This is a genomic window from Neomicrococcus aestuarii, assembly GCF_014201135.1.
Classification (GTDB): Bacteria; Actinomycetota; Actinomycetes; order Actinomycetales; family Micrococcaceae; genus Neomicrococcus; species Neomicrococcus aestuarii.
In genome coordinates, this window is sequence record NZ_JACHDR010000001.1 from 2,605,970 (window position 1) to 2,618,582 (window position 12,613).

General features: G+C 59.0%; 10 protein-coding genes. All 10 read left to right on the forward strand.

The annotated features are described in order from the left end of the window. The first annotated feature begins 34 nt into the window (after window positions 1-34). The 10 genes from HD598_RS11975 to ftsW all read left to right on the forward strand — a co-directional run bounded on the left by HD598_RS11975 (window position 35) and on the right by ftsW (window position 12,591). Window positions 35-409 (forward strand): DUF3040 domain-containing protein, encoded by a 375-nt coding sequence (locus HD598_RS11975; protein ID WP_071895074.1) that lies wholly within the window; start codon window positions 35-37, stop codon window positions 407-409. 659 nt (window positions 410-1,068) lie between these two features. After that, window positions 1,069-1,500: a division/cell wall cluster transcriptional repressor MraZ gene (mraZ, locus tag HD598_RS11980; RefSeq protein WP_071893198.1), complete on the forward strand. Its 432-nt coding sequence runs from the start codon at window positions 1,069-1,071 to the stop codon at window positions 1,498-1,500. A 224-nt stretch (window positions 1,501-1,724) separates the two neighbouring features. Continuing rightward, entirely contained in the window at window positions 1,725-2,813 is a 1,089-nt protein-coding gene (gene rsmH, locus HD598_RS11985; protein WP_221244641.1) for a 16S rRNA (cytosine(1402)-N(4))-methyltransferase RsmH, read from the forward strand. Beyond that, entirely contained in the window at window positions 2,810-3,586 is a 777-nt protein-coding gene (locus HD598_RS11990; RefSeq protein ID WP_183666157.1) for a hypothetical protein, read from the forward strand. The genes rsmH and HD598_RS11990 overlap by 4 nt, the downstream gene beginning before the upstream one ends. Before the next feature lie 82 nt (window positions 3,587-3,668). Further along, window positions 3,669-5,504 (forward strand): peptidoglycan D,D-transpeptidase FtsI family protein, encoded by a 1,836-nt coding sequence (locus HD598_RS11995; RefSeq protein WP_183666159.1) that lies wholly within the window; start codon window positions 3,669-3,671, stop codon window positions 5,502-5,504. After that, entirely contained in the window at window positions 5,498-7,177 is a 1,680-nt protein-coding gene (locus tag HD598_RS12000) for a UDP-N-acetylmuramoyl-L-alanyl-D-glutamate--2,6-diaminopimelate ligase (protein ID WP_183666161.1), read from the forward strand. The genes HD598_RS11995 and HD598_RS12000 overlap by 7 nt, the downstream gene beginning before the upstream one ends. 13 nt (window positions 7,178-7,190) lie before the next feature. Continuing rightward, a complete protein-coding gene (locus HD598_RS12005) occupies window positions 7,191-8,663 on the forward strand; it encodes a UDP-N-acetylmuramoyl-tripeptide--D-alanyl-D-alanine ligase (RefSeq protein ID WP_183666163.1) in 1,473 nt (490 codons plus the stop codon). After that, window positions 8,660-9,769, forward strand: a complete 1,110-nt coding sequence (gene mraY / locus HD598_RS12010; protein WP_183666165.1) for a phospho-N-acetylmuramoyl-pentapeptide-transferase — start codon at window positions 8,660-8,662, stop codon at window positions 9,767-9,769. Before HD598_RS12005 ends, mraY begins: the two co-directional genes overlap by 4 nt. Next, the gene (murD, locus tag HD598_RS12015) at window positions 9,751-11,286 is read left to right on the forward strand and encodes a UDP-N-acetylmuramoyl-L-alanine--D-glutamate ligase (RefSeq protein WP_183666167.1); all 1,536 of its coding nucleotides are present in this window, start codon (window positions 9,751-9,753) and stop codon (window positions 11,284-11,286) included. Before mraY ends, murD begins: the two co-directional genes overlap by 19 nt. 39 nt (window positions 11,287-11,325) lie before the next feature. Beyond that, a complete protein-coding gene (gene ftsW / locus HD598_RS12020; RefSeq protein WP_311539032.1) occupies window positions 11,326-12,591 on the forward strand; it encodes a putative lipid II flippase FtsW in 1,266 nt (421 codons plus the stop codon). Window positions 12,592-12,613 lie beyond the last annotated feature (22 nt).

Sequence of the window (12,613 nt, forward strand, 5' to 3'; positions counted from 1 at the left end):
GATGAAGTCCCAGATAGAAGAACGGGGGATGGCAATGCCGCTGTCAGAACATGAGCAAAAATTGCTCGAACAGCTTGAGAAGCAGCTCAACGCCGACCACGAGTTCACGTCCTCGTTCGAATCAGCAACCTCTCCAGGTGGATTTTCGCCACGGAGCCTAGTGATCGGCGCTATCGGCGCGGTCGTGGGAATCGTCGTGCTTTTGCTGGGCATCAATCAGCAACTCATCATCGTTGGCGTTCTGGGCTTCTTGCTGATGTGCGGATCCATGTACTTCGCGCTCTCACGCGGCACTAAGTCTGCAGCGGGCTCATCGAAGCCGGCCACCTCTAAAGCCAAGGGAAACCGTCAAGGGTCCTTCATGCAGAATCTTGAGAAGAAGTGGGAAGAGCGCGGGCGCGACATCTAGCGCAAATGCATGACTCGTCAGTGGATCCTCGAGATCCGCCGACTGTACATATGAACCGAGCCTCGTGCTCGGTTCATTCTTTTTAACGGGTCCCCCTCTTCAAGCTGGCCTCATAGTCCTGGTTGAAACCATCTGAGGCCACGCGTGCGCACGCACACCCTGATGCGTGGTCAAACTTCTACAAGTTTTCAGCTAGTTCTAGTCTCAAATCGTTCTCACATGCCAGGGGTTGTAGAGAACTGGCCTCACATTGGTGGCGGGTTGCAGAGAAATGGCCTCGCATGGAGGGCGTGTGTCGGCGTGTGGCGGGGATCGAAGCGAATGTTGCATCGATGAGCGTCGGCAGCATCCCAAAGTCCCCCCACTTTCCTCCACGCGCGCGAAAGAACCCCAGAGTTCGGCCGATTTTCCGCCACAAGGCATCCCAATGCGCCCCTTTGGCGGAAACGGACCCCAAAGTGCGCCATTTTCCCTCCACTTCCTCCCACATCGCCTCCATCCGCGCGATTTCAAGCGTGTTCAGGAATTTGCCAGCTTAAAAACGGTGTTGCGGAGCCCGTTTTGCGTTGACAGGGGAGTGTTGTGGAGTAAAGTGGAGGATGTAGGAGGAACGAGGGGCCGAGAAGCGATAATCCCAATCCCATGAAGAGGCGGTGCACATGTTCTTAGGGACGTATACGCCGCGCCTTGATGAGAAAGGGCGACTCATCCTTCCGGCTAAGTATCGGGACGAGCTTGAAGCTGGTCTGGTGCTAACACGAGGGCAAGAACGGTGCATCTACGTGTTCAGCGCAGGCGAGTTTGAGCGAGTGCATGAGCAAATGCGCAGCGCGCCTTTGTCTTCACGTCAGGCCCGCGACTACATCCGCGTTTTTCTTTCCGGCGCTTCTGATGAAGTTCCGGACAAGCAAGGCCGAATCACTATTCCGCCAGCGCTGCGTACTTACGCAGGACTGGACCGCGATGTGACCGTAATTGGGGCGGGCACTCGCGTGGAGATCTGGGATACGGCCGCGTGGGACAAGTACTTGGAGGATCAGGAGAATGCTTTCTCCGAAACCGATGAGGACGTGCTCCCGGGCATTTTCTAGATCGATGTTGAACAACACCGATCTTCAGGGGCCGATCGGTGCAGCTGGGTCTCCAGCCGCTCTGCTAGTGCCTGACCTCACTTCCCCGAGGCCAGGACGAACGCACTGCGGAGGGGGACCCAGTTGCATCGAAAGCCTCTTTCTCAAATATTCACGTAATTCAGCAAGACACAGCAGCACTACTTAGTACGTAGCGGACACCACATCAGGGAACGGGGTACGCCTTGACTCACGACGACGCCGTGCACAACGACGCCGCAGTTGGCTCCTCCGCTGACCCTTCAGTTTCTGCCGCCTCTCTTGGCGCGCACGACGACGCTGCCTCGCTTTCCAGCAAAGACACGGCAGAGCGACACTTTCCGGTTCTCCTTGAGCGTTGCGTTTCGCTGTTTGCCGATTCAGTAGAGAGCGCCCGTGCTGCCGGTCGTCAGCCTGTCCTTGTTGATTGCACTTTGGGCATGGGCGGCCACTCCGAAGCGATGCTTCAGCGTTACCCGGACGCCCTGCTCATTGGCATCGACCGTGACACCATGGCTCTCTCCCTTGCCGGCGAGCGGCTCGCTCGCTTCGCTGACCGCACCCACTTAGTTCACGCTGTGTACTCGGAAGTGGACGATATTGTCCACGAGCTCTCATTGCCTGGCGTTGACGGCGTGCTCTTTGATCTCGGTGTTTCCAGCCTCCAGCTCGACGAGCGCGAGCGCGGATTCGCGTACTCCTATGACGCGCCGTTGGACATGCGCATGGACCGCACTGAGGGCGAAACAGCCGCCGATCTCGTCAACACTCTCAGCGAAGAAGAACTCGTTCGCATCCTCCGGGTTTACGGCGAGGAAAAGTTCGCGGGCCGCATCGCACGCTCGATCGTCAAGGATCGTGCAGAGAAGCCTTTCGAAACCACGGGCGAATTGGTGGCATCCATTCGCAAGGTCGTTCCCGCAGCAGCGGCTCGGACGGCAGGCCACCCGGCAAAGCGAACCTTCCAGGCGCTACGCATTGCCGTTAACGAAGAATTGGACGTTCTCGAGGAAGCCATCCCGGCTTCTATGGACGTTCTGAACGTTGGAGGCCGAGTAGTAGTCATGAGCTACCACTCGCTCGAAGACAAGATCACCAAGAAGTTTTTTGCCTCCGCGGCAAAATCTTCGGCTCCTGCCGGATTCCCGGTGGAACTCGAAGAACATAAGGCTCGTTTCAAGACCATCACGCGTGGCACGGAACAGCCTACGGAACAAGAAATCTCTGAAAACCCTCGCGCAGCATCTGCCCGACTCCGCGCCACTGAGCGCACCCTTCCCAGGAGCTCGTCATGAGTGCACCAGCATTGGTCCAAGAATTTCTCGCCCCACAGCGCGAGAAGCAAAGAGAACAGCGTTCCGTCAGCGAGCGTCGTCGTATTCCGCTGTCTATTGTTCCCGCGGTGGCACCCCAGAAGCGCGGCCGACTTGCGGTCATCTTGGGTCTGATTTTGGCTGCCGCTTTGGGCGCTGTGTTGGTTTTGAACATCACGGTGTCCAACGGTCAGTACGACCTCGTGAAGTTGCGCGGCCAAGAAACCATCTTGACCCAGCAGAACGAGGCTTTGCGTCAGCAGGCTGAATACTTGCAGGCGCCACAGAATTTGGCGGCTGCCGCGGCTAAGTTGGGCATGGTTGCTCCCGGTACGACGGCGACGATCGACTTGTCTCAGGGCAAGGTTTTCGGCACCACCACCGCTGCGGAGTCTGAAACGAAGGTCGGCCAGCTGGTCTCGGTGCCGGAGAACCCGGTGACGGCCGAGGTTGGCACCATTGATCCGGCCGAAGCTGCTCCCGCTGATGCGGCCGCTCCGGAGAAGGAAACGGCCACTGACGAGGCAACCGCCGAAATGCCGGTTCCTTCGCAGGCTGAAGCTGGAAGCGCTGAAGCAGGAACCGCGGACGCGGCAACGGCTGATTCCTTGACGAACACCGCCACCGCTGAGGAAGCCACGGCGGATTCGGCTACGGCAGATTCCGCATCGGACGCGAAAGCGAGCCGACCAGACTTTGACAAACAGTCCCTTAACGGCGGGTCAATTCCGGCCCCAACCGTGACGGAACCGTAAAGTCGAACATATGTGGTAACCGCGCCGTCACTCGCCCTTGGAGTGGTTCCCATTCACTGATTTTCACTGCAAGGAGCACCCCATGTCCCGCCAACCCACCAGCGCGGCTCGCAAGAAGGCGGCTGCTCAGTGGACCGCAACCGGAACCCGGCGTTTGCGCATGGGTATTGGCATTGCTCTGGTGATGCTGACGCTGCTCACCGGCAGGCTTTTTCTAGTTCAGGGCATTGACCCCGAGGGCTTCGCGCAAGCGGCCGTCAACAATCGTCTTCGTACTCAAACTATTGAGCCGGTCCGCGGGTCCATCTTGGACACGCAGGGTCGCACGTTGGCATCCTCGATTGTGCGCTTCGATCTGGCAGCGGATCAGCGCCACGTTCCGGATAGTTTCCATCGAACCAACAAAGAGACCAACCAGACGGAAACCGTCACTAAAGAGCAGGCCGTGAGCGAGATCGCGCAGATCTTGAACAAGGACGCTGCTGAAGTCAAGAAGATCATTGTGGGTGAGGACGGCGCTACCAAGAAGGGCTACTCGCTCTTGGTGGAAGGCGTGAGCGCGGATATCAAGAACGCCGTGATCAACGTGGGATTGCCTGGTCTGGGGTCCACCGCGGAGAGCGAGCGTCACTATCCCAGCGGTTCCGTGGCGGGGCCTTTGGTGGGCTTCACGGACACGGATGGCAACGGCATCGCCGGTATTGAACAGTCCCAGAATGAGGTCCTGACCGGTACTCCGGGTGAGCGTTCCTACGAGGTCGGCGCGGACGGTATCCGTATTCCGATGGCCACCAATGAAGAGACTCCTGCCCAAGACGGTCAGAGCGTCAAGCTCACCATTGATCAGGACATTCAGTGGGCCGCTCAGGAAGCCGTCATGGCTAAGCAAGAGCAGTTCAGTGCCGAGTGGGTTTCGGCTATTGTTATTGAGGTCAAGACCGGCAAGATTCGCGCTATTGCGGACTCCCAGTCGGTTGATCCGCAGGATCCAGCCGCCACGGATGCTGAGTATCGTTCTTCCGCTTCCGTTACGCAGGCGGTGGAGCCGGGTTCGACGGGCAAGGTTGCCACGTTCGCTACCGCGCTCGAAACCGGCGTGGCTAACCCCGAGGACGCGTTCAGCGTTCCCAACAAGTACACGGTCAACAACGAGACCATCAACGACTCCCTCCCGCACGCCACGTATGACATGACGTTGGCGGGCATCTTCGCGCGTTCATACAACACCGGCACGGTCATGGTGGGTGACAAGGTTCCGGCCGAGACTCGCTATGAGTACATGAAGAAGCTGGGCATCGGCGAAACCCTAGACATCGGTTTGCCGGGCGTGAACAAGGGCATCTTCCTGCCTCCCGCAGCGTGGGATCGCCGTCAGCAGTACACCACCATGTTTGGCCAGGGCTATTCGTTGACGCCGCTTCACACGGCTTCCGTCTTCCAGACCATCGGCAACAGCGGCGTGCGCATTGAGCCACAGCTCATTGAGGCTTACGTTGATGCGGACGGTACGGAACATGCCGTTGCTGATCCGGAACAAGAGCGCGTCTACTCGGATGAGACGTCTGCGGAAATGCGCCGCATGATGGAGACCGTGGTGACGAACGGAACCAGCACGCAGATGCAGATCGATGGTTACCGCGTGGGCGGAAAATCCGGTACCGGTCAGGCCGCTGGCGAGAACGGCACCTACGATGGCTACACGAGCTCCTTCGGCGGCATGGTGCCTATCGAAGATCCTCAGTACATGGTCCTGGTGACGATGTACCGTCCGCAGGGCTACTGGCGCGACTGGTCCGTGGGGGATACTTTCAAAACCATCATGAGTGCCACTCTGAATCACTACAACGTGGCACCAGATACTACAGAGCCTGACCCTTACAAGGTCTTCATTGGAGAGCAGCAAAAGTACCCATGGTAGAAAATTCACCGGCCGACACAGAGCGTGAGCTTCGACCGCGCACAGCACCACACGTCTCTCTCGACGCGGTAGTGCGGGCTATCGGTGCCACGCTGTTGGAGTCGGGTGACGTTGAGCGAGCACACCAGGTCACCGTTCAGGGTGTCTGTTTGAACTCGCGAGCGGTTCAGCCGGGGGACCTCTACGCGGCTCTGCCAGGTGCCAAACGGCACGGTAGTGAATTCGCGGCGCAGGCTTTGGCCGCTGGTGCCGTAGGAATTTTGACGGACGACGACGCCGCAGCTCGCCTCCAGAGCGAAGGCTCACTACCAGCGGACACACCGATTATTGTCACCGAAGATCCGCGGAAGGCTACCGGAATTGCGGCGCAATTCATTTACGGTACGACGCCGGAGGCGCCATCGATGTTTGGCGTGACCGGCACGAACGGCAAAACCACCACCACCTACTTCTTGCGCGCGCTACTTCGCGCTCTCGGCCATAAGACCGGGTTGATTGGCACTATTGAAATCGTGGCGGATGAGGAAGTCATCCCTAGCGTGCTGACCACGCCCGAAGCCTCACAACTTCACGGGATTCTGGCTCGCATGCGCGAGTCCGGTGTGACGGCGGCAGCCATGGAGGTTTCGAGCCACGCGATCGAATTCCGTCGCATTGAAGGCTTGAACTTCAAGGTTGCCGGATTCTCCAACCTGACTCAGGATCACCTCGATCTTCACGGCACCATGGAGGAGTATTTCGCGGCCAAAGCGAAACTGTTCACGCCTGAGTTCGCAAGCTGCGGCGTCGTCCTTATTGATAGTGAGTGGGGTGCGCGCATAGCGCAAGCCGCTCGTGACTCCGGACTGCCCGTGATCACGTTCGCAACCCCCACGGGAACGCCCACGGAAGCCGCGGACTGGACTGTGGCGAACGTAGAACGTTCCGGTCTTGGTCATAACTTCAGCCTCACGCACCGCGATGGCCGGACGCTTCGCGCGCATACCGGACTACCGGGCGACTTCAACGTGGCGAACGCCGCGCTGGCGCTCACCATGATGGTTGCGGCGGATCTGGTGCCGCTTGAGGTCCTGCAAAAAGCACTCGATGAGCACGATCCTCTCAGCGCTAACGTCCCCGGACGCATGGAAGTGGTGGGCCATGAGCCCGCATCTATCGTCGACTTTGCGCACAACCCGGACGCCATGGTCCGTGCGCTTGAAGCTGTTCGACCCGGAACGTCAGGCCGCGTGATTGTGGTCTTCGGTGCTACCGGCGAACGCGACCAAGCTAAGCGACCCATCATGGGAGCAATCGCTGCGCGCGGTGCCGACGTGGTGATCGTGACGGACGACGATCCGCACGACGAAGACGAACAAACCATCCGCACCGCAGTCATGGCTGGCGTCCTTGACGAAGCCGCCGCGATGGGGGCCAAGGCACCGCTGGTTCGCGAGGTTTTCCCACGCGCCGAAGCCATCGAGGAAGCAGTTCGCCTGGCCAAATCCGAGGACACCATCTTGGTGGCGGGCCGCGGTCACGAAATCTGGCAAGAGGTCAAGGGAGTTAATCTCCCGCTCGATGATCGTCAAGAACTGCGAGACGCCTTGAGTGCGCGGAGCGGATTTGGGATAGCTCACACTGCTGTCCAGGATCACGCGCCACAGTCCACAGAAAACAACGCGGCAGAGTAAAGTCCAGAGGGTCATGATTGAACTAAACGCCGCACAGATTGCGGACATCACAGGTGGATACCTCACCGCCACGGCGGACCCCAACTCGGTGGTCCTCGGCGTCGACACGGATTCCCGCGAGTGCCAGCCAGGCTGGATGTTCGTTGCGAAGCCGGGGGAGACCACGGACGGTCACCACTTCATTGGGAAGGCGCGCTCCAACGGTGCCGTTCTGGTGCTGGCCGAACGTGAAACCCAGGACGACGACGCCGCGGTGGATCCCGCAGTCATTGTTGAGGACGCGGTGCTCGCCATGGGTAAGATCGCGGCTTTCGTTGTGGCTTCCCTGCGCGAGCGCGGCACACGTGTGGTGGGTATTACCGGTTCCGCTGGCAAGACGACGACCAAGGATTTGCTAGCCGCTCTTCTTTCTACCGCCGGTCCAACTGTGGCTCCTGTGGGTTCGTTCAACGGCGAGGTCGGCGTTCCGCTGACGGTTTTCCGCGCCACGGAGGAGACCAAGTATTTGGTAGTGGAAATGGGTGCCACGGGTATCGGCCACATCAAATACTTGACGGATCTGGTCCACCCCGAAATCGGTATTGAACTTTTCGTGGGCTCAGCGCACGCTGGAGAGTTCGGCGGCGTGGAGAACATCGCCATCGCCAAGCGGGAGCTTGTTGAATCGCTTCCCGCTGTGGGTACGGCAATTCTCAACCGCGACGATCAGCGAGTCATGGAAATGGCTGGGCACACCGTTGCCAGCATCATGACTTTCGGTGTGGGGGATGCGGCGTCAGCTCCGGAAAATTCGGTGACCGCAGAAGATCTCAACGTTGACGCAAACGGTCACCCGACCTTTGATCTGGTATTCCCGGATGGTTCTTCACACTCGATTGTGTCTGGCCTGATTGGCCGACATAACGTGGGCAACATTCTGGCTGCTGCAACCGCTGCTTTTGCTTTGGGACTGGAGCCAAGCGTCATTTCACAGACCCTCAACGGTCTAGGTGCTTCCTCCCGTTGGCGCATGGAGCGCACGGAACGTGCCGACGGTGTCACCATCATCAACGACGCCTACAACGCCAACCCCGAATCCATGCGAGCCGCACTCCGCACGCTTGCTGAGCTCGGTGTTCCCGACGAAAACGGCAACGCTCGGCGCACGTGGGCGGTGCTCGGCGAAATGCTCGAGCTGGGCGAAGACAGCATTTTGGAACATGACATGCTGGGCCGCATCGCGGTGCGCATGAACATTAAAAAGCTCGTAGTGGTGGGTCTGGGCGCAAAAGCTGCGTTCAACTCAGCAGTCCTGGAAGGTTCTTGGGGTGACGAGGCCTGCTTCGTCAATGATGTGAACGAAGCTGAAGCGCTGCTCTCTGAGAAGCTGGCTCCAGGCGATATTGTGTTGTTCAAGTCTTCTAACGGTGCCGGCCTCCGGTATCTGGGGGACCGCATCGCCGCTCTCTCCCCGCAGCAGAATAATTCGGAGGATGCTCGACCATGATTTCTATGATCCTTGGCGCCGGCATCGCCTTGCTGATTTCTTTCCTTGGCACCCCGCTGTTCATCAAGCTGTTGGTGCGCCGTTCCTACGGTCAGTTCGTTCGCGATGACGGACCTACTTCGCACCACGTCAAGCGCGGTACCCCCACCATGGGCGGACTCGTCATTGTGCTGGCAGTGCTGGTGTCCTACTTCGCCACCCACCTGATCACCGGGATGTTCCAAGAAAAGATCTCTGGCCCTTCGGCTTCTGGTCTGCTGTTGCTCTTCTTGATGACCGGCATGGGACTTGTGGGCTTCTTGGACGACTTCAAGAAGATCTCCAAGAAGCAATCCTTGGGATTGACCGCATGGCAAAAGATCGTTTTGCAAGCGGTGGTTGGTATCTCCTTCGCCATCATGGCACTTCAGTTCCCGGACGAGACCGGCCTGACTCCGGCGTCCATGAATATCTCCTTCATTCGCGATATTCCGTGGCTTGATCTCGCGGTTTTCGGGCCGATCGTCGGGGCTATCCTCTTTGTCCTGTGGGCCAACCTGATTGTTACCGCCAGCACCAATGGTGTGAACCTCACCGACGGTTTGGACGGCTTGGCAACGGGCGCTTCCATTTTGGTGTCTTCCGCCTACGTTCTGATGGGCATCTGGCAGACCAACCAAGCGTGCGGTTCCGTGCGCTCCATTGGCAACGTCTGCTACGAAGTCCGTGACCCCATGGACCTTGCACTCCTTGCTGCCATCCTGTGTGGCGCCCTTGTTGGCTTCTTGTGGTGGAACACCTCGCCCGCGAAGATCTTCATGGGGGACACCGGTTCTCTGGCCCTCGGTGGCGCGTTCGCTGCGTTCGCCATCCTGTCCCGCACGGAAGTTCTGTTCGTGATCCTGGCCGGATTGTTCGTGATCATCTCCGCATCCGTCATTATTCAGGTGCTCTACTTCAAGATGAGCGGCGGTAAGCGCGTGTTCTTGATGGCACCTTTGCAGCACCACTTTGAACTCAAGGGATGGCTAGAGGTCACTGTGGTGGTCCGCTTCTGGATCATTGCCGGACTGTGCGTCGCCGTTGCCCTTGGAATCTTCTACGCAGAATGGCTTGTTGGACTGTGACCAACCTTGATGAATTGACTTCGTGGGATGCCAATTGGAGGGGCGTCCGCGTCCTGGTAACGGGACTCGGAGTCACCGGTTTTTCCGTCGCCGATACGCTCATTGAGCTCGGCGCCACTGTGGTGGTGGTAGATGGCTCAACGAGCGAGCTCGTAGCCCAGCGCGCCGACACCCTAAAAATTGTGGGTGCCCACGACGTTCTGTTGGGATCGGAACACCTCGACTCCTTGCCGCTGATCGACGGAGCGCAACCAGACGTCGTCGTCACCTCCCCAGGCTGGAACCCCCGCCATCCCGTACTTGCCGCCGCAACGGAGGCAGGAATCCCCATTTGGGGGGACATCGAAGTGGCTTGGCGAGTCCGTGAGCGAGCTGGCCGCACCCCCGCTGAGTGGCTAGTGCTGACCGGAACCAACGGTAAAACCACCACGGTAGAAATGACCGCCTCCATCCTTCGCGCCGCCGGCAAACGAGCCATCGCCGTGGGCAACGTAGGCACTCCCATCCTCGACGCAATCCGTGATCCGCAAGGGTACGACGTCTTCGCGATCGAGCTCTCCAGCTTCCAGCTGCACTACACGCACACCATGTCACCGCTAGCTTCCGCCGTCCTGAATTTGGCTGAAGACCACGTGGACTGGCACGGAAGCATCGAAGAGTACTTCGCCGCGAAAGCGAAGATCTACGAACGCACCCGTGCCGCCGTGATCTACAACGTGGAGCAGCGCGAAACCGAGAAAATGGTGGAAGAAGCCGACGTGGTGGATGGTTGCCGAGCAATCGGTTTCACCACCGGCATTCCCGGACTGAGCATGCTCGGTGTGGTCGAAGGCCTCCTTGTAGACCGTGCTTTCATTGAAGAACGACGCTCGTCCGCCGCCGAACTGGCCTCACTGAGTGATCTCGGTGAAATCGTGCCACAGCACACCGCCGCCAACGCTCTCGCGGCAGCCGCACTCTGCCGCGCCTACGGAGTTTCCGCCGCAGCTGTGAAGCAGGGCCTGAGCGATTTTGAGCCCGGCGATCACCGCATCCAAGTCATCGCCTCCAAAGACGGCGTGACCTGGATCAACGATTCCAAAGCCACGAACCCCCACGCCGCCAGCGCCTCGCTATCCGCCTTCAAGTCCATCGTGTGGGTTGCCGGTGGCCTGCCCAAGGGTGTGGAGTACGACGAGCTAGTGCTGAAGCACCGCGAGCGATTGCGGGCCGTCGTCCTCATCGGAGCGGATTCCTCAAAGCTTGCTGAGTCATTGGCAAGACACGCGCCAGACGTCCCGGTGATAGGTCCCGGAGTGCAGGAAACTGGAAGTGAAGCGACTGAGCAAGGCTCGGTAGAGCAACGTTCGTCGAGTGGCGAAGACGTCATGAGACAAGCCGTTGCCGCAGCCGCGAGTGTGGCTCAAGACGGGGACACCGTGTTGATGGCGCCAGCGGCCGCGTCCATGGATCAATTCCAGTCCTATGCGCATCGCGGCAACGCTTTTGTTCAAGCAGTGCAGGATCTTCTGAGATAGGGATTTCTGCTACAGAAACTACCCAGTTAGGAGATCCTCGTGGCTATCGACGCATCAGCACCAACGGGCGCCGCACAGAAGTCTCCTCGCAACGGGTCAAACCGCGGACGCAACACGTTCATGGACCGGTTCTGGAAGCGCATCGACGGAAACCCCAGCCAAGGCTCCGGCCCCTTGTACTACGTCATCTTGGGTGTCACGCTAGCGCTGACCGTCATTGGCCTTGTCATGGTGCTGTCCTCGTCATCGGTGGAAGCCATCACGGAAGAGGACTCCTCCTACGCGTTGTTCTTGCGGCAGGGACTCTTCGCTGCCTTAGGCGTTGTGGGAATGCTGGCGTTATCTCGCTTCCCCGTAGCTGCTTTTCGCAAAATGTCGTGGATCCTTCTGGTGCTGGCTGTGGGCTTATTGGGCTTGGTCTTCACACCGCTCGGCGTGGAAGTGTACGGCAACCGTAACTGGATCAAGATCGGTTCATTCACCGGTCAGCCCTCTGAAGCCGCCAAGCTAGCTCTCGCCATTTGGGGCGCTCACGTCCTTGCGATGAAGGGCGCGTTGGCGCACCGGACTCTTCACGCCATCGTTCCCGTGGTCTTCCCAGGTGGCGCCCTGCTCATTGGCTTGGTGCTGTTGGGTCAGGACTTGGGTACCGCAATCATCCTTGGCCTGATCCTCACCGCCCTCCTGTTCTTGGGCGGGGCAAATATGAAACTCTTTGGCATCACCGGCCTCGTTGCCATCGTGGGTGCTATCGCCATGGTGCTGCTCTCGGGTAACCGCGTAGGCCGTATCAACGCGTGGTTGCGCATTGACTGTGACACCAACTCCGCGTGCGACCAGCCACTTGCCGGACTTCAAGCCCTGGCTTCCGGATCCTGGTTTGGCGTGGGGCTGGGCCAGTCTCGCCAAAAGTGGAAGTACATTCCCGAAGCGCACAACGACTTCATTTTCAGCATCCTCGGAGAAGAGCTGGGCCTCTTTGGATCCCTCGTGGTGATTGTTCTTTTCGGTGCCCTGGCTGTTGCGATGTACCGAGTAGCAGCGCGTGCCAAGGATCCGTTCGTGCGCATTGCAACGGGTGGCATCATGGTCTGGGTAGTGGGTCAAGCATTCGTGAACATTGGCATGGTTACGGGTCTACTGCCCGTGATCGGTGTTCCATTGCCGTTCATTAGTTATGGTGGTACTGCTTTGTTCATGGTCCTCTTGGCAGTAGGCGTAGTAATGGCTTTTGCTCGAGATTCGCACAACGATTCCATCGGGGCGACCTCGAAAGCTGCTGTTGCTTCCAAACGAGGAAAATGACTCAGCCCCTGTGCCGCCCATT

Coding starts and splice junctions, on each gene's coding strand:
- HD598_RS11995 (WP_183666159.1), top strand. CDS start 3,669: ATGTCCCGCCAACCCACCAGCGCGGCTCGCAAGAAGGCGGCTGCTCAG.
- HD598_RS12000 (WP_183666161.1), top strand. CDS start 5,498: ATGGTAGAAAATTCACCGGCCGACACAGAGCGTGAGCTTCGACCGCGC.
- HD598_RS11975 (WP_071895074.1), top strand. CDS start 35: ATGCCGCTGTCAGAACATGAGCAAAAATTGCTCGAACAGCTTGAGAAG.
- HD598_RS11990 (WP_183666157.1), top strand. CDS start 2,810: ATGAGTGCACCAGCATTGGTCCAAGAATTTCTCGCCCCACAGCGCGAG.
- mraZ (WP_071893198.1), top strand. CDS start 1,069: ATGTTCTTAGGGACGTATACGCCGCGCCTTGATGAGAAAGGGCGACTC.
- mraY (WP_183666165.1), top strand. CDS start 8,660: ATGATTTCTATGATCCTTGGCGCCGGCATCGCCTTGCTGATTTCTTTC.
- murD (WP_183666167.1), top strand. CDS start 9,751: ATGGCTTGTTGGACTGTGACCAACCTTGATGAATTGACTTCGTGGGAT.
- HD598_RS12005 (WP_183666163.1), top strand. CDS start 7,191: ATGATTGAACTAAACGCCGCACAGATTGCGGACATCACAGGTGGATAC.